Annotated in this window: 22 protein-coding genes and 2 pseudogenes; 4 read left to right on the top strand and 20 right to left on the bottom strand. The window is 68.9% G+C overall.

Translation table 11 applies throughout. The annotated features are described in order from the left end of the window. Window positions 1-237: 237 nt before the first annotated feature. Together ACFSCV_RS15965 and ACFSCV_RS15960 are read left to right on the top strand one after the other, a co-directional pair. The gene (locus ACFSCV_RS15965) at window positions 238-1,170 is read left to right on the top strand and encodes a (2Fe-2S)-binding protein (protein WP_378800556.1); all 933 of its coding nucleotides are present in this window, start codon (window positions 238-240) and stop codon (window positions 1,168-1,170) included. 151 nt (window positions 1,171-1,321) lie between these two features. Then, a complete protein-coding gene (locus ACFSCV_RS15960; protein ID WP_378800555.1) occupies window positions 1,322-1,858 on the top strand; it encodes a GNAT family N-acetyltransferase in 537 nt (178 codons plus the stop codon). Window positions 1,859-2,096: 238 nt separating this feature from the next. Here the strand turns inward: ACFSCV_RS15960 and metH are convergent. The 9 genes and pseudogenes from metH to ACFSCV_RS15915 all read right to left on the bottom strand — a co-directional run bounded on the left by metH (window position 2,097) and on the right by ACFSCV_RS15915 (window position 10,923). Continuing rightward, a pseudogene (metH, locus tag ACFSCV_RS15955) lies at window positions 2,097-5,864 on the bottom strand (methionine synthase). 224 nt (window positions 5,865-6,088) lie between these two features. Further along, on the bottom strand, window positions 6,089-7,000 hold the full coding sequence (metF, locus tag ACFSCV_RS15950) for a methylenetetrahydrofolate reductase [NAD(P)H] (protein ID WP_378800554.1): 912 nt from the start codon (window positions 6,998-7,000) through the stop codon (window positions 6,089-6,091). Further along, window positions 7,000-8,022 carry an ArsR/SmtB family transcription factor gene (locus ACFSCV_RS15945; RefSeq protein WP_378800553.1) on the bottom strand — a complete coding sequence of 341 codons (1,023 nt, stop codon included), beginning with the start codon at window positions 8,020-8,022 and terminating at the stop codon, window positions 7,000-7,002. Before ACFSCV_RS15945 ends, metF begins: the two co-directional genes overlap by 1 nt. 72 nt (window positions 8,023-8,094) lie before the next feature. Beyond that, the gene (locus tag ACFSCV_RS15940) at window positions 8,095-8,691 is read right to left on the bottom strand and encodes an MOSC domain-containing protein (RefSeq protein WP_378800552.1); all 597 of its coding nucleotides are present in this window, start codon (window positions 8,689-8,691) and stop codon (window positions 8,095-8,097) included. A gap of 18 nt (window positions 8,692-8,709) precedes the next feature. After that, window positions 8,710-9,432 (bottom strand): GGDEF domain-containing protein, encoded by a 723-nt coding sequence (locus ACFSCV_RS15935; protein WP_378800551.1) that lies wholly within the window; start codon window positions 9,430-9,432, stop codon window positions 8,710-8,712. Window positions 9,433-9,495: 63 nt separating this feature from the next. Then, window positions 9,496-10,284, bottom strand: coding sequence for a trans-aconitate 2-methyltransferase (gene tam, locus ACFSCV_RS15930; RefSeq protein WP_378800550.1), 789 nt, complete (start codon window positions 10,282-10,284; stop codon window positions 9,496-9,498). Next, window positions 10,281-10,418, bottom strand: a pseudogene (locus ACFSCV_RS15925) (type II toxin-antitoxin system VapC family toxin); the annotation flags it as partial. The gene tam and the pseudogene ACFSCV_RS15925, both read right to left, overlap by 4 nt. 15 nt (window positions 10,419-10,433) lie before the next feature. Beyond that, window positions 10,434-10,646 carry a PIN domain-containing protein gene (locus ACFSCV_RS15920; protein ID WP_378800549.1) on the bottom strand — a complete coding sequence of 71 codons (213 nt, stop codon included), beginning with the start codon at window positions 10,644-10,646 and terminating at the stop codon, window positions 10,434-10,436. A 61-nt stretch (window positions 10,647-10,707) separates the two neighbouring features. Beyond that, on the bottom strand, window positions 10,708-10,923 hold the full coding sequence (locus tag ACFSCV_RS15915) for a type II toxin-antitoxin system Phd/YefM family antitoxin (protein WP_378800548.1): 216 nt from the start codon (window positions 10,921-10,923) through the stop codon (window positions 10,708-10,710). Between the two features lie 182 nt (window positions 10,924-11,105). Between ACFSCV_RS15915 and ACFSCV_RS15910 the strand changes: the two genes are divergently transcribed. After that, complete coding sequence (locus ACFSCV_RS15910; RefSeq protein WP_378800547.1) at window positions 11,106-11,651, top strand: hypothetical protein; 546 nt, start codon at window positions 11,106-11,108, stop codon at window positions 11,649-11,651. Between the two features lie 134 nt (window positions 11,652-11,785). On the opposite strand, the gene ettA is transcribed toward ACFSCV_RS15910, so the two are convergent. The 4 genes from ettA to ACFSCV_RS15890 all read right to left on the bottom strand — a co-directional run bounded on the left by ettA (window position 11,786) and on the right by ACFSCV_RS15890 (window position 17,202). Then, entirely contained in the window at window positions 11,786-13,438 is a 1,653-nt protein-coding gene (gene ettA, locus ACFSCV_RS15905) for an energy-dependent translational throttle protein EttA (protein ID WP_378800546.1), read from the bottom strand. A gap of 144 nt (window positions 13,439-13,582) precedes the next feature. Next, window positions 13,583-14,701 (bottom strand): ABC transporter permease, encoded by a 1,119-nt coding sequence (locus ACFSCV_RS15900; protein WP_378800545.1) that lies wholly within the window; start codon window positions 14,699-14,701, stop codon window positions 13,583-13,585. After that, entirely contained in the window at window positions 14,694-15,614 is a 921-nt protein-coding gene (locus ACFSCV_RS15895) for an ABC transporter permease (RefSeq protein WP_378800544.1), read from the bottom strand. The genes ACFSCV_RS15900 and ACFSCV_RS15895 overlap by 8 nt, the downstream gene beginning before the upstream one ends. Window positions 15,615-15,660: 46 nt before the next feature. Continuing rightward, window positions 15,661-17,202, bottom strand: coding sequence for a peptide ABC transporter substrate-binding protein (locus ACFSCV_RS15890; RefSeq protein WP_378800756.1), 1,542 nt, complete (start codon window positions 17,200-17,202; stop codon window positions 15,661-15,663). Window positions 17,203-17,438: 236 nt separating this feature from the next. Between ACFSCV_RS15890 and ACFSCV_RS15885 the strand changes: the two genes are divergently transcribed. Beyond that, entirely contained in the window at window positions 17,439-18,173 is a 735-nt protein-coding gene (locus tag ACFSCV_RS15885) for a cytochrome c biogenesis CcdA family protein (RefSeq protein ID WP_378800543.1), read from the top strand. 38 nt (window positions 18,174-18,211) lie between these two features. Here the strand turns inward: ACFSCV_RS15885 and ACFSCV_RS15880 are convergent, their stop codons facing one another. The 7 genes from ACFSCV_RS15880 to ACFSCV_RS15850 all read right to left on the bottom strand — a co-directional run bounded on the left by ACFSCV_RS15880 (window position 18,212) and on the right by ACFSCV_RS15850 (window position 23,926). Continuing rightward, window positions 18,212-18,439 (bottom strand): alkylphosphonate utilization protein, encoded by a 228-nt coding sequence (locus ACFSCV_RS15880; protein WP_378800542.1) that lies wholly within the window; start codon window positions 18,437-18,439, stop codon window positions 18,212-18,214. 93 nt (window positions 18,440-18,532) lie between these two features. Further along, window positions 18,533-19,639 (bottom strand): branched-chain amino acid ABC transporter substrate-binding protein, encoded by a 1,107-nt coding sequence (locus ACFSCV_RS15875; RefSeq protein ID WP_378800541.1) that lies wholly within the window; start codon window positions 19,637-19,639, stop codon window positions 18,533-18,535. Window positions 19,640-19,760: 121 nt separating this feature from the next. Beyond that, window positions 19,761-20,102, bottom strand: coding sequence for a DUF6867 family protein (locus tag ACFSCV_RS15870; RefSeq protein ID WP_378800540.1), 342 nt, complete (start codon window positions 20,100-20,102; stop codon window positions 19,761-19,763). Beyond that, window positions 20,102-20,827: an ABC transporter ATP-binding protein gene (locus ACFSCV_RS15865; RefSeq protein WP_271199320.1), complete on the bottom strand. Its 726-nt coding sequence runs from the start codon at window positions 20,825-20,827 to the stop codon at window positions 20,102-20,104. Before ACFSCV_RS15865 ends, ACFSCV_RS15870 begins: the two co-directional genes overlap by 1 nt. Then, entirely contained in the window at window positions 20,824-21,693 is an 870-nt protein-coding gene (locus ACFSCV_RS15860) for an ABC transporter ATP-binding protein (protein ID WP_378800539.1), read from the bottom strand. The genes ACFSCV_RS15865 and ACFSCV_RS15860 overlap by 4 nt, the downstream gene beginning before the upstream one ends. After that, on the bottom strand, window positions 21,690-23,012 hold the full coding sequence (gene livM / locus ACFSCV_RS15855; protein ID WP_378800538.1) for a high-affinity branched-chain amino acid ABC transporter permease LivM: 1,323 nt from the start codon (window positions 23,010-23,012) through the stop codon (window positions 21,690-21,692). The genes ACFSCV_RS15860 and livM overlap by 4 nt, the downstream gene beginning before the upstream one ends. Continuing rightward, window positions 23,012-23,926 (bottom strand): ABC transporter permease subunit, encoded by a 915-nt coding sequence (locus ACFSCV_RS15850; protein ID WP_378800537.1) that lies wholly within the window; start codon window positions 23,924-23,926, stop codon window positions 23,012-23,014. Before ACFSCV_RS15850 ends, livM begins: the two co-directional genes overlap by 1 nt. Window positions 23,927-23,954 lie beyond the last annotated feature (28 nt).

Below are 23,954 nucleotides of genomic sequence, written 5' to 3'. Positions count from 1 at the left end.
TAGGCGCTTCCGGACAGGCGAACATGAAGAGGGCCGGTCGCGCGCCACAGGCGCGCCGTGCCAGTACGGCATTATACGGTGCACGAAAGAAGGCGAAAGGCGAGCCGGCGCATGGGCGCCCACGCAATCGTGCAGTCCAGAACAGCTCCAGAGCCGTGGCGTTGGCGCCCACGCGCTCCGAGACGCGGCCGCCGGACGGGGGTATAGAGGCGCGTGGTTCAGCTCCGCCGGAGTTCGATGTCGCGTCAGTCCGCAGAAACGTCCAGGCCGAACCCGCTCGAGCGCCTGGCCGCGGCTCTGGCGAGCCGTGATCTTCCGGCTCCGCTGAGCGTCGGGCCGCTCTCTGGGGAATGGGCGCCGCTGTCGCGGCTCTGGGGCCCCGACCGCGCCGCCATGGACCGGCTGCTCGCCTATCAGCGGGCCTTCTCCACGGATCTCGACGAGAAGGGCCAGTCCGCCTACCTCGTCGGGGGACTGGCCTATGCGCTAACGGTCCCGCTCGCCATGGGCGTGGTGGAGCACGGCGTCGCCTTCGACCTGTCGGCCGACCGCGTGGGCTTCCGGCTGGAGCGCCGCGTCATGGCGTATGAAGGCCGCGACGTGCCGGGCGAGCGGATCCATCTGCGGCTGGCCTCGCCGGGCTTCGCGAGCCTCGATCCGGCCCATGACGGCGTCCCGGGCGCCGTGCTCCTGTCCGACCGCGCCGCGCTCGCCGAGCATGTCCGGATCGCGCTCGAGGCCCTCTTCGCGCCGCTGGTCGAATGGCTCCGCGGCTATGGCGGCCTGTCCCGCGGCGCGCTGTGGCGGCTCGTGGGCGACTCTGTCGCGCTCGCCTTTCTCGGCGCGGGCGAGGCGCTCGACAGGGTGGAGGAGGCGAAGCGCGACGCGCTTGGCGTCCTGAAGCGTCCGGGCTCGCCGCTGACCAACCGGCAGATGCGCTTCACCCGCTTCGACCTGATCGATCCGTCCGCGCCGGATAAGCCGATCGCGAGCGAGAACTTCCGCGTCCGCGGCGGGTGCTGCCGCTATTACACGGTCGAGGGCGGGACCTATTGCGGAAGCTGCGTGCTGCTCGATCCGGCGGAACGCGAGGAGCGCATGCTCGCGGCGTTTCGACGCCGGCTCGGCGACGAGGCCTGCGCGGGCGCCTCGGCGCGCGAGGCGTTCTGACGCGTCGGCGCCGAAAACGCCTTGAATAGACTCAAGTTCTGTTCTCACGCGGTCTTGATGGCGCCACGATCCGCCCATGTCCTTCTAGGGGACTACGCGGGGAGCCACCCTGCGGCGACGCCGCCCGAGACGGCGATGACAGGAGCGCGCGATGCTGAGCCAGCGCTATCCGACGATCCTCGAGATCGAGGGCGTCCTGGGCGACGTGCCCCATGACGGATACCTGCCGGCGCTGACGACGGTGTTCGCCGACCCCGCCGTGATGACGACGCTCGGCGGCGTCCGCTCCAGCGACGCCGCGTCGAGCTTCATCGCGCGGGCCAGGGCGCACTGGCGTGACGCGGGCTTCGGGCTCTGGTTTCTCCGCGACATGCGCGACGGCTCCTTCTCCGGCTGGGCCGGCATCCGCCGCTGCGAGGTCGCGGGCGAGCGCACCGTCGAGCTCGCCTACGCGCTGACGCCGCGCATGCGCTGCCGGGGCCACGCCACGCGCATCGGCGCGGCCGCCCTCCAGCTCGGGTTCGAAAATCTGGGCCTGCCCGAGATCGTCGCCTTCACCACCGTCGCCAACACGCACTCGCTCGCGGTGATCGACCGGCTCGCCTTCGCCTATGACAAGCCGTTCGAGCACGCCGGCCTGCCGCACGCGCTTTACCGCCGTACGGCGGCGATGCACGCGGGGGCGTAAGCGCCGCCGGGTCATCCCGGACGGCCGAAGGCCGATCCGGGACCGTTTTCAGAACAAAGCTCGTCATGGTCCGGCTCGACCGGAGCATCCATGTCCGGCGCGCCGCTCGACGTCGACGATGGGTCCTCCGGTCAGGCCGGAGGACGACGGCGGAGGGCGGCCCGGGCCGCGAACGCGCCACTGCGGACGACGGTCCCGGTTCTCCGCTTCGCCGCGGCCGGGACGACGCCCGGCGTCCTCACTCCGCGGCGAGCTTGGCCGCGCGGTTGGGATCGTAGTTCAGCACCGGGGCGAGCCACTTCTCCATGTCGGCGAGCGCGTAGCCCTTGCGGGCGGCGTAGTCTGCGACCTGGTCGCGGTCGATCTTGCCGAGGCCGAAATAGCGGCTGTCCGGGTGGCTGAAGTAGAGCCCGGAGACGGCGGAGCCCGGCCACATGGCGTAGCTCTCCGTCAGCGTCAGGCCGATGGCCTCCGGCGCGTCGAGAAGCTCGAACAGCGTGCCCTTCTCGGTGTGGTCCGGCTGGGCCGGATAGCCGGGGGCGGGGCGGATGCCGTCGTATTTCTCGGCGATCAGATCGTCGTTCGAGAGCGCCTCGTCGGGGGCGTAGCCCCAGTGGACCTTGCGCACCTCGGCGTGCATCCACTCCGCGGCGGCCTCCGCCAGACGGTCGGCGAGCGCCTTGGCGAGGATGCCGCCGTAATCGTCGTTGGCGCGGGCGAAGCGCTGGGCCACCGCCTCCTCGCCGATGCCGGCGGTGACGGCGAAACCGCCCACATAGTCCGGCACGCCTGAGTCTTCCGGCGCCACGAAGTCGGCGAGCGCGAGGTTCGGCCGGTCCTTGCCCCGCGCCATCTGCTGGCGCAGCGTGTGGAGCGTCGCGAGCTCCTCGGTCCGGGAGTCGTCCTTGAACAGCACGATGTCGTCGCCGCGGGCGGCGGCCGGCCAGAAGCCGATGACGGCGCGCGCCTCCAGCCACTTCTCCTCCGCCATCTGGCGCAGCATGGCGGTAGCGTCGTCGTAGAGGCTGCGCGCGGCCTCGCCGTATTTCTCGTCGGTGAGGATCTCCGGATAGCGGCCCTTCAGCTCCCACGTCGCGAAGAACGGCGTCCAGTCGATATGGGGGATCAGGGTTTCGAGCGGGATGTTCTTCAGCACTTTCGTGCCGAGGAAGCTGGGCTTCGGCTGCACGCGTCCCGTGTCGATGACGAGGCGGTTCTCGCGCGCGGCCGCGATCGTGGCGCGGACCTTGTCCTCCTGCGCCCGCGCGTGCTGCTCGGCGAGGCGGGCGTAGTCGGCCTGGATGTCGGAGACGTAAGTCGCGGCGCCGCCCTCCTTGGACAGCAGTTGCGACACCACGCCGACCGCGCGGCTGGCGTCCAGCACGTAGACCGCCTGGCCCCGCTCATAGGCCGGATGGATCTTCACCGCGGTGTGGATCTTGGAGGTGGTCGCGCCGCCGATCAGCAGCGGCACGTCGAAGCCCTCGCGCTCGAGCTCGGAGGCGACCGTCACCATCTCGTCGAGCGAGGGCGTGATCAGGCCGGACAGGCCGATGACGTCGACCTTGTGCTCCCGCGCCGCGGCGATGATCTTCTGCACCGGCACCATGACGCCGAGGTCGATCACCTCGTAGTTGTTGCACTGGAGCACGACGCCGACGATGTTCTTGCCGATGTCGTGGACGTCGCCCTTCACCGTCGCCATCAGGATCTTGCCGGCGTTGGAGCGCTCGGCGCCGCCGTTGAGGCGCTTCTCCTCCTCCATGAACGGCATCAGGTAGGCGACGGCCTGCTTCATGACGCGGGCCGACTTCACCACCTGCGGCAGGAACATTTTCCCTGCGCCGAACAGGTCGCCGACGACGTTCATGCCGTCCATCAGCGGGCCTTCGATCACGTGCAGCGGACGCTCGGACGCGGCGCGGGCCTCCTCGGTGTCCGCCTCGATGAACTCGGTGATGCCGTGGACGAGGGCGTGCTCCAGCCGCTTCTTCACCGGCTGGTCGCGCCACTTGGTGTCGACGACCTTGGCTTCCTGCTTGCCGCCCTTGAACTTGTCGGCCGCGGCGAGCAGCCGGTCGGTCGCGTCCGGCCGGCGGTTGAGCACGACGTCCTCGGCGAGCTCGCGCAGCTCCGGGTCGATGTCGTCATAGACCGGCAGGGCGCCGGCGTTGACGATGCCCATGTCCATGCCGACGGCGATGGCGTGGTAGAGGAACACCGAGTGCATCGCCGCGCGCACCGGCTCGTTGCCCCGGAAGGCGAAGGAGAGGTTCGAGACGCCGCCCGAGATATGCGCGTGCGGCAGGTTCTCGCGAATCCACTTCGTCGCGTTGATGAAGTCGACGCCGTAGTTGGCGTGCTCCTCGATGCCGGTCGCGACCGCGAACACGTTCGGGTCGAACACGATGTCCTCGGGCGGGAAGCCGACCTGCTCAGTCAGGATCTTGTAGGCCCGGCCGCAGATCTCGGTCTTGCGCGCGAAGGTGTCGGCCTGTCCGGTCTCGTCGAACGCCATCACCACCACGGCGGCGCCGTAGGCGCGCACCTTGCGGGCGTAGTGGATGAAGCTCTCCTCGCCTTCCTTCAGCGAGATCGAGTTCACGATCGGCTTGCCCTGGACGCACTTCAGGCCGGCCTCGATCACCGACCACTTGGAGCTGTCGATCATCACCGGCACCCGGGCGATGTCCGGCTCCGAGGCGACGAGGTTCAGGAACTCCGTCATCGCCTTCTCGGAGTCGAGAAGGCCCTCGTCCATGTTCACGTCGAGGATCTGCGCGCCGTTCTCCACCTGCTCGCGCGCCACGTCCAGCGCCGCGGCGTAGTCGGCGTTGGTGATCAGCTTCCGGAACTTGGCGGAGCCGGTGACGTTGGTGCGCTCGCCGACGTTGACGAAGCGGGAGGCGGCGGAGGTCATAGGGCGATCCGTCGTGAGGGTCAGGCGTCAGGCGGCGGTCAGTTCGAACGGCTCAAGGCCGGACAGGCGCATCTTGGGCGCGATGTCCGGGATCTGGCGCGGCGCCTTGCCCTTCACCGCCTGCGCGATCGCGGCGATGTGGGCGGGGGTGGTGCCGCAGCAGCCGCCGACGATGTTGACGAGGCCGGACGAGGCGAACTCGCCGACGAGCTCGCCCATCGCCTCCGGGCTCTCGTCGTAGAGGCCGAATTCGTTCGGCAGGCCGGCGTTCGGGTAGGCGCAGATCAGCGTGTTCGCGACCTTCGACAGCTCCGCGACGTGGGCGCGCATCTCCTTGGCGCCGAGCGCGCAGTTCAGCCCGAACGAGATCGGCCGCGCGTGGTTCAGCGCGTTCCAGAACGCCGTCGGCGTCTGGCCCGAGAGCGTGCGGCCGGACAGGTCGGTGATGGTGCCGGAGATCATCACCGGCACGCGGATTCCGCGCTCGGCGAAGGTCTCCTCGATCGCGAAGATCGCCGCCTTGGCGTTCAGCGTGTCGAAGATGGTCTCGACGAGCAAAAGGTCCGCCCCGCCGTCGAGCAGGCCGCGCGCGGCCTCGCCATAGGCCTCGGCGAGCTGGTCGAAGGTGATGGCGCGGAAACCCGGATTGTTCACGTCCGGCGAGATCGACGCCGTGCGGTTCGTCGGCCCGAGCGTGCCGGCGACGAAGCGCGGGCGCCCGTCCTCCTTGGCCGCGATGTCGCCGGCCTGCCGCGCGAGCTTCGCGCCCTCGACGTTCAGCTCGTAGGCGAGCGACTCCATGCCGTAGTCGGCCTGGGCGATGGTCGTGGACGAGAAGGTGTTGGTCTCGACGATGTCGGCGCCGGCGCGGAAGTATTCGAGATGGATGTCCCGGATGGCGTCGGGCTGGGTCAGGATCAGGAGGTCGTTGTTGCCCTTGAGGTCATGGCCCCAGTCCTTGAAGCGCTCGGCGCGGAAGTCCTCTTCCGAAAACTTGCGCTGCTGGATCATGGTGCCCATGGCGCCGTCGAGCACGAGGATGCGCTCGGCGGCGAGCGTGCGGATCGTGGTTTCGGTGTCGGTCATGACGGCGTTCCTTCGTTCTCGATCGGGGCGAGAAGCTTCCGAAGCTCTCGAAGCTCCCTGATCGAACGCGGCGGCGGGCTTCCGGCGAGCGCATCGAGCAGTCGATCTTCCAACACGATCATATCGTGGGCCCAGGCCATAATTTCACCGGTGTCGCCCCGACCACAGCTCCATGGGTCCGTCCATCTCGGCGCGGATACGGCTGATGTCGTCGAGCGTGATCTTCACGCCGCGACCGCCCCCGCCGCGGCCGAATCCGGCCGCAGGCCCAGCAGGTGGCAGACAGCGTAGACCAGGTCGGCCTTGTTCATGGTGTAGAAGTGGAAGTCCTTCACGCCGTGATCGACGAGGTCGAACACCTGCTCCGCGGCGACCGCCGCCGCGATGAGCTGGCGGGTCTGCGGATCGTTCTCCAGCCCCTCGAAGCGCGCGGCGAACCAGTCCGGCACGGTGGCGCCGGCCTTGGTCGCGAAGTTCGCGGTCTGCCGGAAGTTCGACACCGCGACGATCCCAGGCACGATCGGGATGTGGATGCCGCGCGCCCGCGCCTGGTCGACGTAGCGGAGGTAGTGGCCGTTGTCGAAGAAGAACTGGGTGATGGCGCGGGTCGCGCCGGCGTCGACCTTGGCCTTGAGCACGTCGAAATCAGCCTCGACGCTCGGGCTCTCCGGGTGCTTCTCGGGATAGGCCGAGACGGAGATCTCGATCTCCGGCGCGCGGCGGCGGATGCCGGAGATCAGGTCCGCGGTGGAGGCGTAGCCGCCGGGATGCGGCTCGAAGGTCGAACCGACGCCGCCGGCGGGATCGCCGCGCAGCGCCACGATGTGGCGGACGCCGGCCTCGCGGTAGCCGTCGACCACCGCGTCGACCTCCTCGCGGGTCGCGGAGACGCAGGTCAGATGCGCGGCCGGCGGCACGTCGGTCTCCTTCACCATCCGGGCGACGGTCGCGTGGGTGCGCTCGCGGGTCGAGCCGCCGGCGCCGTAGGTGACGGACATGAAGGTCGGCCCGAGCGGCGCGAGCCGCTCCACCGAGCGCCACAGCGTCTCCTCCATCTCCGGCGTCTTGGGCGGAAAGAATTCGAACGACACGCGGATCGGCCGGCGCGCGGCGCGGGAGAGACGTTGGTTGGGCATCATGCCACCTCGAGGTTCGAGGGAGAGGGCGGCGCGTCGGCGACGATCCGCGGATCGCGCGCGAGCCAAAGCGATACGGTGAGCTTGTCGGCGGCGCCGTCGGGCGGCGGCAGCTGGACATGGGCGACGACGTCGAGGCCGGCGGCCGTGAGCCAGCCGGTCATCGTGTCGTGGGAGAAGCCGAGCCGCCGGTGGGCGTGGGCCTCGCGCAGCTCCTCGATGCCATGCGGCGCGAAGTCGACGATCAGCAGCCGCCCGCCGGCGCTGAGCGCGCGCGCGGCCTCGCGGACGGCGCGGGCGCCGTCGTCGAGGAAGTGCAGCACCTGGTGCACGACCACGAGGTCGAAACTGTCGGCGGCGACGGGCGGCGCGAAGATGTCGCCCTGCCGCACCTGCGCGTTCGCGACGCCGGCGCGGGCGAGATTGGCGCGCGCGAGCGAAAGCATGTCGCGGTTGCTGTCGATGCCGATGGCGCGGCCGACCTGCGGGCTGAGCAGCTCCAGCACGCGGCCGGTGCCGGTGCCAAGGTCGAGCGCGGTCTCGATCCGGCGGTCGCCGAGGATGTCTAGGATCGCCCGCTCCACCGCGGTCTCGGCCACGTGCAGGCTGCGCACGCCGTCCCACTGCGCGGCCTGCGCGCTGAAGTAGCGGGCGGCGGCGTCGTGATGGGCGGTCCGAACCTCCGCCAGCCGTTCGCGGTCGCGCGCGAGCGCCGCGTCGGCCGGGTCGAGGCGGTCGAGCGCGGCCGCGATCGCCTGCTTGATCGGCGCGATCTCGGCGAGCCCGAAGAACGCCCAGGCGCCTTCGCGCCGACGCTCGACGAGCCCCGCCTCCACCAGCAGCTTGAGGTGGCGCGAGATGCGCGGCTGGCTCTGGCCGAGGATGTCGGTGAGGTCGGACACCGTCAGCTCGCCTTCGGCGAGCAGGGCGAGCACCCGCAGCCGCGTCGGCTCCGCCGCGGCCCGGAGGGCGGCGAGCGCGGCGTCGAGGCCGATCCGGGACGAGGCGTCGATAAAAGACATAAAGATGTCTTTATATCGGTATGGCCGCCGATGCAATGCGCCTTTTCAGGCGCAAGGCCCGCCGCGCCCGGCTTAGTAGATCCACTGCTCCGGAATCTTCACCGCGACGGCGCCGCCGGCTTCGATCGCGCCCGGCCGCTCGACGCTCGCCACCACTCCGCGCAGCCTGCGGGCCACGGCGCGGAAGCCGAGTTCTGCGCTCGCCGCCCCGGTGTGCCGGGCGATCGCGGCGCCGGCGAAGCGGCAGGGGGCGTTCTGCCCCTCGACCACCACGACCGCGCCGCCGTCGAAGAACAGGCGCGTTCCGGTCGGCAGGAAGGACAGGCGGGGCACGTCCCGGATCACGATGTTGGCGCCGATCCAGGCCGGCGCCACTTCCGCCAGCTCCATCGCCGCGGCGACCTCCGCCAGGTCCTCGACGGATACGATCGAGAGCTGCCGGCCGGACCGGATCTCCGTTCCCCGCTCGTACCAGGGCTCACGGCCTCCGGACGGCCGGACGAAGCCGGCGTGGCGGTCGCCCGGAACGCCCTCGAAGCCGAGCGCGAGGCGCGCGACCGGGGCCGTCTCGAACGTGTCGGGGGTCGGCGTGGCGAGCACGTCCACGAGCCGCCCGGCGATGTGGCGGCCCGGATGGATGGCGATCTCGCCGAACAGGTCTGTGGTCATGGGAGTCTTCTCAGCTCGTCAGGCCGCGACGGGCAGTATGGCGCGGTTCCGGCCGGCGCGCTTGGCCTCGTACAGGCAGGCGTCGGCGCGGCGGAAGGTTTCGGCGAAGGGCAGCGCGGGATCGTCGGTCGCGCCGCCGACGCTGACCGTGAGGCGCGTCTGGGCGCCGGCGGGCAGCGCGACGGCCGTTTCGGCCACGGCGAGGCGCACCCGCTCCGCGATGGCGGCGGCCTCCTCGGCGCTGTTGGCGGGCAGATAGATCGCGAACTCTTCGCCACCGACGCGGCCGAGCAGGGCGTCCGGTCCGGCGGCGGCGGCCATGGACCGGGCGAGCGCCTGCAGCGCCCGGTCGCCGGCGGCGTGGCCGTGGTGGTCGTTGAGCTGCTTGAAGTGGTCGGCGTCCGCCAGCAGCAGCGCGCCGCCCTGCCGGCGGACGTCGTCGACCGCGGCGTAGAAACCCGCATGGTTCAGCACGCCGGTGAGCCCGTCGTGGCGCGCGAGATAGCTCAGCCGGGCGTGCGCCTCCCGCAGGTCGTCGTTCAGCAGCCGCAGCCGGTCGGACTGGCGCTGAAGGTAGCCGCCGAGCGTGAGCGAGATCACCAGAGGGCAGGTCGCGGCGATGATCAGGGTGACATGGTCCGGCGTGAAGCCGAACAGCGTGGCGAGCCCGACGGTCAGGGCGACCGACATCGCGATCGCGATCAGAGTCACGACGCCAAGCCGCGCCACGAAGCGAAGCATTTATTCCCGAACTCCCCCGAACCACCCCGAGTCTCACGGTGGCACAGGGGAGTTATCGCGGGATCAGCGGGCTTTGGCCACCATGAAAAGGCGTGGAAAGCGCAGCAGGACCTTGCCGTCGGCGCGGGGCGTGTAGAACGAGGCGAGCCGCCGCTGGTAGTCGGCTTCGAATAGGGTCCGCTCGGCGGCGTCGAGCGGCGCGGTGAACGGCCGGAGCCCAGTCGCGCGCAGCCAGTCGACGATCGCCGCCAGCCCGTCGAGGGGATGGGCGAAGGTGGTGCGCCAGACGTCCGCCGTCGCGCCCGCGCCGGTCAGCAGGTCATAGTAGCGCTCCATGGGAAGAAGGGCCGTGCGCGACGCGGCGGCGGCGCTCAGCCTGTCCCGCCACCGGCCGTCGAGCGCGGTCTCGCGCATGGCGACGTGGGACGGCTCCTGCAGGTTGTCCGGCATCTGCACGGCGAGGACGCCGCCCGGCGCCAGGGCGCGGAGCAGGCGCGGAAACAGCGTCTCGTGGTCCGGCAGCCATTGCAGCGCGGCGTTGGCGAAGATCACGTCCGGCCGTTCCGCCTCGCCCGGCGCCCAATGGGCGATGTCGGCTTCGACGAAGCGGGCGGAGGGCAGGCGCCCGCGGGCCGCCGCCAGCATGTCGGGCGAGGAGTCGACGCCGACGGCCTCCGCGTCGGGAAAGCGGCGCGCCAGCAGTTCGGTGGAGTTGCCGGGACCGCAGCCGAGGTCGACCACGCGCCGGGCCGAGGCGAGCGGAACGCGCGCCAGCAGCTCCGCCGCAGGCCGGGTGCGCTCGTCCTCGAAGCGCAGATAGCGCGCGGCGGACCAGTCTTCCTTGAAGCTCATGCCCAGATCACCGGAACGCCATAGTTCTCGAAGGCGCGGTCACGCGTGACGATCGGGAGCCCCCGGCGCTTGGCCTGCGCGATGATCATGCGGTCGAAGGGGTCGCGATGGTGGAGAGGGAGCGATCCTGCGAGGACGGCGTCTTCGACCTAGATTGGTAGGAGTTGAAGGCCATCAGCTTGGAGTTCGCTCCAATCCAGGATGTCGTTCAGCTTTCCGATGCCCTTCTTGATCTCCAATTCCCACACGGTCGCCATGCTTACGGCGAGATAAGACGCCTCCCGTATCGCCGACCGCGCTCCCGGCGGCAGGATGGGGGATCGCGTGGTCAAAAAGATCAGGATGTTGCTATCAAGCAGCATCAGGATCTTTCGCGAATTTACTGATGTCATAGAAGAGGTCGATAAATTCGTCGTCGTTCTTTCACCACTCCGGGTCGCTCCCAGCGAGCTTCCCCGCCCAGATGTCTTCGATCCGCTTGCCCGGCGTATCCTTCTCATCAAGGTTTGGAGGCGCGATCGGCACGATCGCGGCCACCGGCTTGCCGTTGCGGGCGATGATGACCTCCTCGCCCCGCTCCGCCGCCTCGATCAGCTTGGAGAGGTTGGTCTTCGCCTGATGGATGTTGGTGACGCTCATGGGCGCGCTCTGTGACTTAGCTAAGCTAGCTAGCACGAAATGTGCGGTTTTGTCACGAGCGGAACCATGAAGGAAAATTGTTGTTGCGAATTTATGCAATTTAAGATTGTATTTCCGTTCGAGGGTCGTTGGGTCTCAGGGGGAGAGATATGGGAGGCGTCGAGACTGCGGATGCGCGGAGCGTGAGCGAGATCGGGTTGGCGAGCATCGCGACAGGCGGCGCCAGTCCCTGGGTTTACGTAGCCGTCGGTGTGGCGATCATCGTCGCCGCCTTCTTTGTTTCTTACAAAAGAATAGACATCGCGATCGGCAACTCTGCGCTCATCGTCGCCGGAGCGATAATCGCAAGTCTCGGCGTGATCCAGAACTTCAAACTGACCGCCAGCGGGATCGAGGTCACCACGACGACCAAGATATTTGTCGAGCAGATCACGACATTGAATGACTCGATCGCGAAACAGGTAAAGGTGAACGACGACCTGAAGGAGCAGATCAAGACGGTTGAGACGCGACTCGCCGTTCTGGCGGCATCGGCCGCCTCATCTCCTGCCCAAGGTGGCGGAACTTCGAACAATTCTGTGTCGAAATCACTTCAGATCGACGAATTCTTGTCGAAATCTGCTCCCCCTGCTGCAGGCATTGGGGCGGCGAACAAGATTATCATAGATAATGCAGCCAGGAATGCAATAGAACTGCAGATGTTTCGGGATAAACTGGGGATTAAATAGCGGGCCGCATTAGTATGGCGGCATGCGACGCAAAGTGCTGCGCCGGCCGAGCAGCACGGCCGGTTGCGTCGTCACCAAGAGCTGGACGCGACAGGGCTGGCGATCACCCCCGTCGCGTCTTCCCTCTCGTCATCTCACCGCGCGAACTGGCGGTACTTGATGCGCTTGGGCTCGACCGCGTCCGGACCGAGGCGGCGCTTCTTGTCTTCCTCGTAGTCCTGGAAGTTGCCCTCGAACCATTCCACGTGGCTGTCGCCCTCGAAGGCTAGCATGTGGGTCGCGATGCGGTCGAGGAACATGCGGTCATGGCTGATGATGACCGCGCAGCCGGCGTAGTCCTCCAGCGCCTCCTCGAGCGCGCGCAGCGTCTCCATGTCGAGGTCGTTGGTGGGCTCGTCGAGCAGCAGCACGTTGGCGCCCGACTTCAGCATCTTGGCGAGATGGACGCGGTTGCGCTCGCCGCCCGAAAGGTCGCCGACCTTCTTCTGCTGGGCCGCGCCCTTGAAGTTGAAGGCGGAGACATAGGCGCGGGAGTTCACCTCGCGCTTGCCGAGATAGATGACGTCGGTGCCGCCGGAAATCTCTTCCCAGACGTTCTTGTTGGGATCGAGCGCGTCGCGGGACTGGTCGACATAGCCGAGATGGACGGTGTCGCCGACCTTGATCTCGCCCTTGTCCGGCGTGTCCTGGCCGGTGATCATGCGGAACAGCGTGGTCTTGCCGGCGCCGTTCGGGCCGATGACGCCGACGATGCCGCCGGGCGGCAGCTTGAACGACAGGTCCTCGATCAGCAGCTTGTCGCCGAAGCCCTTCGACAGACCGTCGAACTCCACCACGTTGGCGCCGAGGCGCTCCGCGATCGGGATGACGATCTGCGCCGTGGTCGGGCCGGCCTCCGAGGCCTTGGCGACGAGGTCGTCGTAGCGCTGGATGCGGGCCTTGTTCTTGGCCTGGCGCGCCTTCGGGCTGTTGCCCATCCACTCCTGCTCGCGCTTCAGGGTGCGCTGCAGCGCCTCCTCGACGCGGTTCTCCTGGATCATGCGCTTCTGCTTCTGCACCAGCCAGGAGGAGTAGTTGCCCTCGTAGGGGATGCCGCGGCCGCGGTCGATCTCGAGAATCCAGCCCGTCACGTTGTCGAGGAAGTAGCGGTCGTGGGTGATGATCAGGATCGCGCCGGGGTAGTTCCGGAGGTGGTTCTCGAGCCAGTTCACCGTCTCGGCGTCGAGATGGTTGGTCGGCTCGTCGAGCAGCAGGAGATCGGGCTCCTCGAGCAGCAGCTTGCACAGCGCCACGCGGCGCTTCTCGCCGCCCGACAGCTTCTCCACGTCCCAGTCGTCCGGCGGGCAGCCGAGCGCGTCCATGGCCTGCTCGACCTTGGAATCCAGGTCCCACAGGCCGAGCGCCTCGATGCGGTCCTGAAGCTCCGTCATCTCGTCCGCGGTCTCGTCCGAGTAGTTCATGGCGAGCTCGTTGTAGCGCTCGAGGATCGCCGTCTTGGCGGCGACGCCTTCCATGACGTTCTCGCGCACCGTCTTGTTCGGATCGAGCTGCGGCTCCTGCTCGAGGTAGCCGATCCTCGCGCCCTTGGCGGCCCAGGCCTCGCCGGTGAACTCCTTGTCGATCCCCGCCATGATCTTCAGCAGGGTCGACTTGCCGGCGCCGTTCGGGCCGAGGATGCCGATCTTGGCGTCCGGGTAGAAGGAGAGGTGGATGTTGTCGAGCGTCTTCTTGGGCCCGAAGGCCTTCGAGACGCCGGCCATGTGATAGATGAATTCGCGCTGGGCCATGGGGCTTTCGAACTCGCGTGGGAGGCGCGCGCGGCGGCGCGGCCGGCGCGGGGATGTCGTGGGTCGGCGGCCTTTTAGCGCGGCGCTCTCCGGCGCGGAAGGGGGAGGGGCGTTTCCGGCGGGAACTCCATCTCCGCGCGGGCCTCATCTCACCCGGGGATCGAAGGCGTCGCGCAGGCGGTCGCCGAGCATGTTGAGAGCGGCGAGCGTCGCCACGAAGAACGCGGCGGGAAACAGCAGCAGGTGCGGCGCGCCCTGCAGGCTGCCGGCGCCCTGCGCGATCAGCGCGCCCCAGCTCGTCAGCGGCGCCTGGACGCCGAGCCCCAGGAACGACAGGAAGCTTTCGAGCAGGATCACCTTGGGCGCGGTTAGCGTGGCGAACACCACGACCGTCCCGACCATGTTCGGCAGGATGTGGCGCAGCAGGATACGATTTTCCGAGACGCCGAGCGCGCGGGCGGCCTGCACGAACTCCCGCCGCTTCAGCCGCAGCGTCTCGCCGCGCACGATGCGCGCCATGTCGAGCCACTCGATCGCGCCGATCGCGAGGAACAACAGCGCGAAGTTCCGGCCGAAGGTCACCACCAGCAGGATGACGAGGAACACAAAGGGCAGGGCGTAGAGCACATCCACGATCCGCATCATCACGTCGTCGGTCCGGCCGCCGACGAAGCCCGCGACCGCGCCCCAGGCGACGCCGATGACGAGGCTCGTCAGCGTGGCGAGCAGCCCGACCGCGAGCGAGACCTGTCCGCCGGCGAGGATGCGCGCCAGCAGGTCGCGCCCGTTGGCGTCGGTGCCCATCAGGAAGCGGACGCGGTTCACGTCGCCCTCGATCACGGCGGCCCGCCCGCCGTCGCGCGTCTCCGCGAGCCTCGCGTTGCGGAACTCGTCGGCGCGCTCGACGTAGCGCAGCACCCGCGGGTCGATCGGCTCGGCGCCCGCGATCTCGGCGCGGAAGCGGTCGCCGTCGACCGTCAGCCGCGCCAGCTCCACCCGGCCGCGGGCGAGCGCCGAGCGCAATGCGTCCTCGAGCGTCGCCTCCTGCGGATAGGGCTGGAGGCTTGGAGGGACCAGCACATAGGAGCGGTAGACGCGGTCGTAGGGGTGCGGCGAGAGCCACGGCCCGACAACGCAGAGGGCGGCGATCGCGGCCAGAAGCCCGAGCGCAAAAAGGCCCACCGGATCGCGCCTCAGGCGCCCGAGCGCTTGGGCCGCGAGCCCGCCCCGCGCAGGGCCCGGAGCGAGGACGGCGTCAGTCATGCCGGATCCTCGGATCGAGCACGGCGTAGGCGAGGTCGACGAGCAGGTTGAACAGGACGACGAAGACGCCGACCAGAACCACCGTCCCCATCACCAGCGCGTAGTCGCGGTTGAGCGCGCCGAGCACGAAATAGCGTCCGACGCCGGGGATGCCGAAGATGGTCTCCACCACGACCGAGCCCGTGAGCAGCGCCGCCGCGGCCGGGCCGAGATAGGACAGCGCCGGCCCGCCCGCCGCGCGCAGCGCCTGCGCCGTCACTCGCCATTCGGGCAGGCCGTAGGCGCGGGCGGTGCGGATGTGGTCGGCCTTCAGCGCCTCAATGGTCGCGGCCCGCGTCAGCCGCGCGAAGGCCGCGATCTGCGGCAGGGCGAGGGCGACCACCGGCAGGATCTTGTAGGCGAGCGCGCCCTGGCCCCAGCCGGCCGCCGGCAGCCAGCCGAGCCAGACCGCGAACACGAGCGACAGCAGCGGCGCGACCACGAAGCTCGGCACGGTGAGGCCGAGGCCGGACAGCGTGGTCACGGCCGCGTCGATCGCGGAGCCCTGCCGCTTCGCCGTGAGCGCGCCGAGCGAAACGCCGACGACGAGCGCCAGAACGAGCGCCGCGCCGCCGATCTGGAGCGAGTAGGGCAGGGCGCGGGCGAACAGCTCGGTGACAGTGAAGTCGCGGTAGCTGTAGCTCGGACCCAGATCGCCCTGGAGAAGCCGCGCGAGATAGTCGCCGTACTGGACGATGAGCGGCTGGTCCAGCCGGTAGGCGCGCTTGAGGTTTTCGAGCACCGCGGGCGCGAGCGCCTGATCCGCGTTGAACGGCCCGCCGGGCGTAAAGCGCATGAGGACGAAGGAGAGGGTCACCACCGCGAACAGCGTCGGGATCGCCCAGAGCAGGCGGCGGAGGACGAAGGCGATCATCGCGCGCGCCGCGGACGGAAACGACGTCCCGGAGTAGGCGGAATCCTCACGGCTCCAGCCTCAGATAGCGCGTGGGATGGATGTCCATGACATTGTCCTCCCATCCCTTCAGACGGTCCGAGACCAGCGCCTTGGAGGCGTAGAACAGGATCGGGATCATCGGCTGCTCGTCGACCAGGATCGCTTCCGCCTTCCGGAGCGTCGCGAGGCGCTCGGCGGGGTCGGCCATGGCGTCGGAGGCCTTCACCAGTGCGTCGTAAGGCGGGCTGTTCCAGCCGGGATAGTTGAAGCCGACATTGTCGCTGAGGCCGAGGAACAGGAAGTTCTGCGGGTCGCGGTAGTCGGCGATCCAGGCGGCGCGGGCCACGTCGAAGTCGCCGCGGTTCTGGAGATGGGCGTAGTGGGTCTTGCCGTCGGCGTTGATCAGCCGCGCATCGACCCCGATCGCCTTCCACATGTCCGCGATCGCGGTTGCGGTGTTCTGATGGTTCTCGCCCGAATTGTAGCGGATCTCGACCTCGAGCCGCTTTCCTGCGGGGTCGAAGCCGGCCTCTTTCAGCAGCGCGAGCGCGGCGTCCTCGCGCTCGAGTTGGGACATCGACCGCCACGAGGCCTCGACCGGGGCGTAGCCGTCGAAACCCGGCGGAACCCAGCCGTAAGCCGGCAACATCGTTCCGGCCCAGACCTTCTCGGCGATAAACTCCCGGTCGAGCGCCATGGAGAGCGCGCGGCGGACGCGCGGATCGGCGAAGGGCGCCTTCCGCACGTTCACGGCGTAATAGTAGACGCCGACATAAGGCGCGATCCGCAGCTGGTCCCCGAGGGTGCGGCGGATGAAGGCGATCTGCTCCGCCGGGACGTCGTCGTAGGACTGGATCTCAGCCGTCTGGAATCGCCGGAGCGCCGCGCCGCGGTCCTCCAACGGCACGTAGTTGACCACGTCGATCGCGACTTCGGAGGCGGCGTGGAAGAACGGGTTCTTCTCCAGCCGGATGTGGTCGTTCGGCAGGTTCTCGGCGAGCCGATAGGCGCCGTTCGTCACCATGCGGCCGGGCTTCACCCAGTCGCGGCCGAAGCGCTCCACGCTCGCGCGGTGCACGGGGTAGGTCGTCTGGTGGGTCAGCAGCTCGAGGAAGTAGGGCGTCGGCCGTTCGAGCCGGATCTCCAGCGTGCGCGAGTCGCGTGCGGCGACGCCGAGCGCCTCCTTCGGCGCCTCGCCCTTGTTGACCTTCTCGGCGTTGAGGATCGGGTAGAGCAGGTTGGCGTACTTCGCCGCGAAGGTTGGATCGAGGATGCGGCGGAGCGAATAGACGAAGTCTTCCGCCGTCACCGGGTCGCCGTTCGACCAGCGCGCGTCCGGCCGCAGCGTGAAGGTCCATGTGCGCCCGTCGTCGGAGGCCTCCCAGCGCTCCGCCGCGCCGGGCGCGACGTTCGCGTGGGCGTCGTGGGCGGTGAGGCCCTCGAACAGGTCGCGCATCAGATTCGCCTCCTGCACGGTGGAGACGAGATGCGGGTCGAGCGTCTCCGGTTCGGCGGCGTTGCCGCGGTCGTAGACGGTGAGCGCCTGCGCCGGCAGGCCGAGCGCCATGGCGACGACGAGGCCGGCGAGAAGTCGCCGCAGCGCGCGCAGGGCTCGTATGTCGGCCTCCGGATCCTGCAGGGGCGAAGCGCAATGGTAGGAGAGGGCCTCGCTGCGTCGCAAGGCGGCGCGGCGCCGCGAGCATCACGTTCGACGGCGCGTCGGCGCGCCGGCTTCCGTTTCGCCGCCCGCCGCGCTACGGCAGTCCGCCTCACGGCCGCCCGTCGCGGCCTCCGGAGCATGGCATGATCTCGGACGTGACCCTTCCCGCCGTGTTCGCGGCCGGCGCGATCAGCTTCCTCAGCCCCTGCGTGCTGCCGCTGGTGCCGCCCTATCTCTGCTTCCTCGCCGGCACCACGCTCGACAAGCTGACGGCGGAGGACGCGCCGCGGGCGGTGACGGCGCGCACGCTCGGCGCCGCCGCGCTGTTCGTGGCGGGCTTCGCCACCGTGTTCGTGGCGCTCGGCGCCACCGCCTCGGTCATGGGCCAGCTCCTGCTGCGCAACGCGCCGCTGCTCGCCACCATCGCGGGCGTCGCGATCATCGTCATGGGGCTGCACTTCCTCGGCCTGTTCCGCATCCCCTTCCTGATGCGGGACACGCGCCTGCAGGTCGAGAAGCCGGTCGGGCCGTGGGGCGCCTATGTCATGGGGCTCGCCTTCGCCTTCGGCTGGACGCCCTGCATCGGCCCGGTGCTCGCGGCGGTGCTCGCGGTCGCGGCCTCGGAGGCGACGGTCGCCCGCGGCGCCGGGCTGCTCGCGGTCTATGCGGCGGGCCTCGGCGTGCCGTTCCTCATCGCGGCGCTGGCGATGAAGCCCTTCGTCGGCTTCCTGAAGCGCTTCCGCGCCCATCTCGGCACGGTCGAGAAGGTGATGGGCGGGCTGCTGGTGCTGACCGGGATCGCCTTCCTGACCGGCTTCACCGCCACCGCCTCGTTCTGGCTGCTCGAGACCTTTCCGGGGCTCGCGACGCTGGGGTGAGGCGCCTTACGGCGCGACCTATCCAGGGCGGCCGCGTTTCAGGCCTTCTTCAAAAATTCGGTGCGCAGCACGAGGCCCTTCACCTGCTTCGTGCTGCATTCGATCTCGGTCGGCTTCGCCGTGAGGCGGATGTTCCGGACGAGCGTGCCGCGCTTGATCGTCTCCGAGGCGCCCTTGACCTTCAGGTCCTTGATCACGGTCACGCTGTCGCCGTCGTTCAGCTCGGCGCCGTTGCAGTCGCGGACGATGTCCTCGTCGTCGGCCATGAAGCCGGTTCCTTCCAGTCTGTAATCGGGCAATGAAAAAGGCCCGCCTCGCGAGGCGGGCCTTGCCTTGAGGGTGTCGGAGTCCGTCGGAGCTTACAGCCCGAGCTGGCTGTAGCCGCCGTCCTTGAACTCGTAGAACGTGAAGCCGGCGACGGTCGGGTCGCCCTTGTCGTCGAACTTGATCTCGCCGGCGACGGTCTCGAACGCCTGCTTGTTCATTTCGGCGGTGACGGCGTCAGCCTCGGTCGACTTGGCGTCGGCCGCGGCCTTGGCGAAGATCTGCACGGCCGCGTAGGCGTAGAGCGTGAAGCCCTCCGGCGAGATCTTCTTCTCCTTGAACTTCTTCACCACCTCGGCCGCGCTGGCGAGCTTGGTCTGGTCCGGCGGGAAGGTGAAGAGCGTGCCTTCGCCGCCCTTGCCGGTGATGCCGAGGAACTCGTTCGACTGCAGCGCGTCGCCGCCCATCAGCACCGCGTTCAGGCCCTGGTCGCGCATCTGGCGCACGATCAGGCCGGCCTGCTGGTAGTATCCGCCGAAGTAGACGACGTCGACGTTCGCCTGCTTCAGCTTGGAGACGAGCGCCGAATAGTCCTTCTCGCCCGCCGTGATCGCCTCGTAGAGGGTCTCCTTGCCGCCGCCGGCCTGGAACGTCTTCAGCGTCTCGTCGGCGAGGCCCTTGCCGTAGGACGACTTGTCGTGGACGATCGCGACCTTCTTGCCGGCGTACTTCTCGAGGATGTACTTGCCGGCGATGCCGCCCTGCTGGTCGTCGCGGCCGCAGACGCGGTAGATCGTCGGGCCGGGGCGCTTGTCGGTGTAGGTCGGGTTGGTGGAGGCCGGCGAGACCTGGATCACCTCTTCCTCGGCGTAGACCGCGGAGGCCGGGATCGACGAGCCCGAGCAGTAGTGCCCGACCACGAACTTGACGCCCTGGCTGACGAGCTGGTTTGCGACGTTGACCGCCTGCTTCGGATCGCAGGCGTCGTCGCCGACCTTCAGCACCAGTTTCTCGCCGTTGATTCCGCCGGCCGCGTTGATGTCGGCCACCGCCTGCTCGGCGCCGTTCTTGAGCTGGCCGCCGAACACGGCGTTCTCGCCGGTCATCGGGCCCGCGACGCCGATGACGATGTCGGCGTAGGCGGGCGCCGCGAGGACGAGCGCAAGGCCGAGCCCGAGGCCGGCCGCGAGATGTTTCTTCATCGATGGGATCCCTTGCTGTCGCATGCCCGAAGCTGTTCCGCGAAGGCGACTCTTCCGTTCGCCTTTCGTCAAATGTGGCCCGCCGCGCCGCGTCTGTCACGCGGGTCCCGGCGGGCGGAGGTCATCGCCGCGGGCGCCACGACAGCGGCCCGCTCGGCTCGTAGATCCAGGGGTATTGCCGGACCATCTTTCGCGCCATCGTGGCGCGGTGGCCGAGGAGCGCGAGGCCGACGAGGATCGCGAGGTCCACGAGCAGGAAATGCAGGGTCAGCAGGCTGCCGCTGAAAAGCGCGAAATGGATGAAGCGCACGGCGCAGGCGAGCGGGACCATCCAGACCGCGGCCTTCCACGCCGGCTCCCAGGAGCTTGCGAGCGCGCGCCCCGCGAGCCACGCCGCCCCGCCGCCGAGGATCACGGTGACGAACAGGAACTCGGCCAGCGAGATTTCCCAGATCAGGCCCATCAGTGCCGCCCTCCCTCGAGATAGGCGGCGCGGACCTCTTCGCGCTCCAGCAGCTCCCGGCCCGCGCCCGACAGGGTGATCGAGCCGTTGACCATGACGTAGCCGCGATGGGCGAGCTTCAGCGCGTGGTAGGCGTTCTGCTCGACCAGGAACACGGTCAGCCCCTCAGTGCGGTTGAGCTCGCCGATCGCCGCGAAGATCTGCTTGGCGATCAGAGGCGCGAGGCCGAGCGACGGCTCGTCGAGCAGCAGGAACTGCGGCCGGCTCATCAGCGCGCGGGCGATCGCGAGCATCTGCTGCTCGCCGCCGGACAGCGTGCCGCCGCGCTGGGAGACGCGCTCCTTCAGCCGCGGGAACAGATCGAACATCCGCCGGAGGTCTTCGTCGAAATGGGCGAACTGCGTCACCGCCGCGCCCATCTGGAGGTTCTCCAGCACGGTCATGCGCGGGAAGATGCGGCGCCCTTCCGGGGACTGGGCGATCCTGAGCCGCGCGATCTCGTGCGTCGGCATGCGGGTGATGTCGCGGCCGTCGTAGACGATGGAGCCGTCGCGCGCCTGCGGGCTGCCGAAGATCGTCATCATCAGGGTCGACTTGCCGGCGCCGTTCGCGCCGATCAGCGTCACGATCTCGCCCTTGGCGACGTCGATGTCCACGCCCTTCAGGGCCGCGATCGCGCCGTAATAGGCGGTGACGCCGCGGATCGTCAGCATCGGCTCGGTCATCGCGCGGCCTCCGCGCCCTCGACCTCGCGCTCGACCTCGGCGACCTCCTCGTCTTCTACGCCGAGATAGGCGGCGATCACCTTCGGATCGTCGCGCACCGCCTTCGGGGAGCCGTCGGAGATCTTCTTGCCGTAGTCCAGCACGACGACGTGGTCGGAGATCTCCATCACCACGCTCATGTCGTGCTCGATCAGCAGCACCGCCGCGCCGTCGTCGTCGCGGATCGAGCGCAGCAGCGCGTTGAGCTCCAGCGACTCGCGCGGGTTGAGGCCGGCGGCGGGCTCGTCGAGGCACAGCAGCACCGGGTCGGTGCACATGGCGCGCGCGATCTCCAGCCGGCGCTGGTCGCCGTAGGGCAGGTCGGCGGCGGGGTCGTCGGCGCGGTCGATCAGGCCGATGCGCTCCAGCCAGCCTTTCGCCTTGCCGATCGCCTCGCGCTCGGCCCTGTTGAACCCGCCGATCCCGAGCACGCCGAGCACGGTGAGGCCCGACGCCTTCATCAGCGGCGCGTGCTGGGCGACGAGCAGGTTCTCAAGCGCGGTCATGCCGCCGAACAGGCGGATGTTCTGGAAGGTGCGCGCGACGTTGGCCTTGCGCGAGATCTGGTGGTCGCGCAGCCGTTCGAGCAGCAGCACGCCCTCATGGCTCTTCAGCGCGAGCCGGCCGGCGGTCGGCTTGTAGAAGCCGGTGATGCAGTTGAACACCGTGGTCTTGCCGGCGCCGTTCGGGCCGATCAGGGCGGTGATCTCGCCCCGGCGGACGTCGAAGGAGACGTCGTTGACGGCGGTGAGGCCGCCGAAGCGCATGGTCAGATGCTCCACGCGCAGCAGCACGTCGTCGGGAAGGGCCGGCAGCTCCTCGGTCATCCGTGGCCCTCCTGCACGAGGGCGCCGGAGATCGCCTTCTTCTCCTTCAGGAACACGGACGGCGAGCGGGACGAGACGAGGCCGCGCGGCCGCCAGATCATCACCAGCACCATGACCAGCCCGAAGGTGATCATGCGGTAGTCGCTGAACTCGCGGAACAGCTCGAAGCCGCCGATCATCACCACGGCCGCGATCGCGACGCCGAACTGGGAGCCCATGCCGCCGAGCACGACGATCGCGAGGATCATCGCGCTTTCCATGAACACGAAGCTCTCCGGGCTGATGAAGCCCTGCCGGGTCGCGAAGAACGAGCCCGCGAAGCCCGCGAACGAGGCGCCGATCGCGAACGCCGTCAGCTTGGTGGTGACGGTGTTGATGCCGAGCGAGCGGCAGGCGATCTCGTCTTCTCTCAGCGCCTCCCAGGCGCGGCCGATGGGCAGCCGGCGCAGGCGGATCGTGACGAAGTTGGTGAGCAGCGCCAGCGCGAGGATCAGGTAGTAGAGGAACAGGATGCGGTGCAGCGGCGAGTAGTCGAGCCCGAAGGTCGCCGCGAAGCCGTCCGGCCCGCGGTCGAAGTCGATGCCGAAGAAGCTCGGCCGGGGGATGCCGGAAATGCCGTTCGGGCCGCCCGTCACCCAGTACCAGTTCAGCAGAACGATGCGGATGATCTCGCCGAAGGCGAGAGTGACGATCGCGAGATAGTCGCCCCTGAGCCGGAGCACGGGGAAGCCCAGGATTACGCCCCAGAACGCCGCGAGGATGCCGGCGAGGGGCAGGCAGATCCAGAACGACAGGCCGAAATACTGCGCGAGCAGGGCGTAGGAATAGGCCCCGACCGCGTAGAACGCGACGTAGCCGAGGTCGAGCAGGCCGGCGAGGCCGACCACGATGTTCAGGCCCCAGCCCAGCATGACGTAGGTCAGCACGAGGATGCCGAGGTCGATCGCGTAGCGCTCGGTGAAGGGCAGCATCGGCATCGCGACCGCGCCGGCGATGGCGAGCGGTCCGAGGAAGCGCGCGAGCCCCGCGAGCTTGGCCTCGAGCTTGGGCGGCACGTAGCCGGCGCGCTTGACGCGGCCGGGCCGCCAGAGCGTGAGGTTGAGCAGCAGCCGGCCGGCGAACACCACCGCCACCGCGATCGCGACCGGCGCCCAGCGCTGCTCCAGCACCAGGCCCTGCGGGCTCTGCACCGGCACGAGGCCCATCATCGGCGCTGACAGGCCGAGCGCGATCAGGGCGGCGACGGCGGCGTCTCGGACCGCGGCGGCGAAGGGCGCTTCCGTCGACGCCTGCGCGTCCGCGGCGGGGGCCTGCGGCATCAGACCTTCTCGACCTCGGGCCGTCCGAGCAGGCCGGAGGGCAGGAAGATCAGCACGATGGCGAGGATCGAGAACGCCGCGACGTCCTTGTATTCGACCGAGAAATAGGCCGACCAGAAGGTCTCGATCAAACCGATCAGCAGGCCGCCGAGCATGGCGCCGGGCAGCGAGCCGATGCCGCCGAGCACGGCGGCGGTGAAGGCTTTCACCCCCGCGACGAAGCCGATGTAGAAGTCCACCACGCCGTAATAGAGCAGGTACATCAGCCCCGCGACCGAGGCGAGCGCGGCCCCCATCACGAAGGTCAGCGAGATCGTGCGGTCGACGTCGACGCCGAGCAGCGACGCCATCTTGCGGTCCTGCTCGCAGGCGCGCTGGGCGCGGCCGAGCGAGGTCTTGGCGACGATCACCGTGAAGATCGCCATCAGCGCCACGGTGGTGACGACGATCAGGATCTGCACGTTCGAGATGTTGACGACGAAGCCTTCCGCCGCGCCGAACTGGTGCCCGCCGGGCACCACCGGAGGCAGCGGCTTCACCCGCGCGCCCTGCGCGAGCTGGACGTAGTTCTGCAGGAAGATCGACATGCCGATCGCGGAGATCAGCGGGGCGAGGCGGAACGAGCCGCGCAAGGGGCGGTAGGCGATCCGCTCCACCGTCCAGCCGTAGAGCGCCGTCAGCGCCATGGCGACGATCAGCACCACGAGCAGCGCGAGCGGGACGAAGGTGACCCCGATCGCGACAAGGGCGAGATAGACGATCAGCGCCATGAACGCCCCGACCATGAACACGTCGCCATGGGCGAAGTTGATCATGCCGACGATGCCGTAGACCATCGTGTAGCCGATGGCGATGAGCCCGTAGATCGAGCCGAGCGTGACGCCGTTGATGAGCTGCTGGAGGAAATATTCCATGCGCCGCGCGCGCGCCCTTTCCTCAGTT

Origin of the sequence: Methylopila henanensis, assembly GCF_042681025.1 — a bacterium.
Taxonomy (GTDB): Bacteria; Pseudomonadota; Alphaproteobacteria; order Rhizobiales; family Methylopilaceae; genus Methylopila; species Methylopila henanensis.
This window is presented reverse-complemented; position numbering and strand designations above follow the sequence as displayed.

Excerpts from the sequence above, each read along its gene's own strand:
- ACFSCV_RS15965 (WP_378800556.1), top strand. The coding sequence starts at position 238 with ATGTCGCGTCAGTCCGCAGAAACGTCCAGGCCGAACCCGCTCGAGCGC.
- ACFSCV_RS15960 (WP_378800555.1), top strand. The coding sequence starts at position 1,322 with ATGCTGAGCCAGCGCTATCCGACGATCCTCGAGATCGAGGGCGTCCTG.
- metF (WP_378800554.1), bottom strand. The coding sequence starts at position 7,000 with ATGCCCAACCAACGTCTCTCCCGCGCCGCGCGCCGGCCGATCCGCGTG.
- ACFSCV_RS15945 (WP_378800553.1), bottom strand. The coding sequence starts at position 8,022 with ATGTCTTTTATCGACGCCTCGTCCCGGATCGGCCTCGACGCCGCGCTC.
- ACFSCV_RS15940 (WP_378800552.1), bottom strand. The coding sequence starts at position 8,691 with ATGACCACAGACCTGTTCGGCGAGATCGCCATCCATCCGGGCCGCCAC.
- ACFSCV_RS15935 (WP_378800551.1), bottom strand. The coding sequence starts at position 9,432 with ATGCTTCGCTTCGTGGCGCGGCTTGGCGTCGTGACTCTGATCGCGATC.
- tam (WP_378800550.1), bottom strand. The coding sequence starts at position 10,284 with ATGAGCTTCAAGGAAGACTGGTCCGCCGCGCGCTATCTGCGCTTCGAG.
- ACFSCV_RS15920 (WP_378800549.1), bottom strand. The coding sequence starts at position 10,646 with ATGCTGCTTGATAGCAACATCCTGATCTTTTTGACCACGCGATCCCCC.
- ACFSCV_RS15915 (WP_378800548.1), bottom strand. The coding sequence starts at position 10,923 with ATGAGCGTCACCAACATCCATCAGGCGAAGACCAACCTCTCCAAGCTG.
- ettA (WP_378800546.1), bottom strand. The coding sequence starts at position 13,438 with ATGGCCCAGCGCGAATTCATCTATCACATGGCCGGCGTCTCGAAGGCC.
- ACFSCV_RS15900 (WP_378800545.1), bottom strand. The coding sequence starts at position 14,701 with ATGACTGACGCCGTCCTCGCTCCGGGCCCTGCGCGGGGCGGGCTCGCG.
- ACFSCV_RS15895 (WP_378800544.1), bottom strand. The coding sequence starts at position 15,614 with ATGATCGCCTTCGTCCTCCGCCGCCTGCTCTGGGCGATCCCGACGCTG.
- ACFSCV_RS15890 (WP_378800756.1), bottom strand. The coding sequence starts at position 17,202 with ATGGCGCTCGGCCTGCCGGCGCAGGCGCTCACCGTCTACGACCGCGGC.
- ACFSCV_RS15885 (WP_378800543.1), top strand. The coding sequence starts at position 17,439 with ATGATCTCGGACGTGACCCTTCCCGCCGTGTTCGCGGCCGGCGCGATC.
- ACFSCV_RS15880 (WP_378800542.1), bottom strand. The coding sequence starts at position 18,439 with ATGGCCGACGACGAGGACATCGTCCGCGACTGCAACGGCGCCGAGCTG.
- ACFSCV_RS15875 (WP_378800541.1), bottom strand. The coding sequence starts at position 19,639 with ATGAAGAAACATCTCGCGGCCGGCCTCGGGCTCGGCCTTGCGCTCGTC.
- ACFSCV_RS15870 (WP_378800540.1), bottom strand. The coding sequence starts at position 20,102 with ATGGGCCTGATCTGGGAAATCTCGCTGGCCGAGTTCCTGTTCGTCACC.
- ACFSCV_RS15865 (WP_271199320.1), bottom strand. The coding sequence starts at position 20,827 with ATGACCGAGCCGATGCTGACGATCCGCGGCGTCACCGCCTATTACGGC.
- ACFSCV_RS15860 (WP_378800539.1), bottom strand. The coding sequence starts at position 21,693 with ATGACCGAGGAGCTGCCGGCCCTTCCCGACGACGTGCTGCTGCGCGTG.
- livM (WP_378800538.1), bottom strand. The coding sequence starts at position 23,012 with ATGCCGCAGGCCCCCGCCGCGGACGCGCAGGCGTCGACGGAAGCGCCC.
- ACFSCV_RS15850 (WP_378800537.1), bottom strand. The coding sequence starts at position 23,926 with ATGGAATATTTCCTCCAGCAGCTCATCAACGGCGTCACGCTCGGCTCG.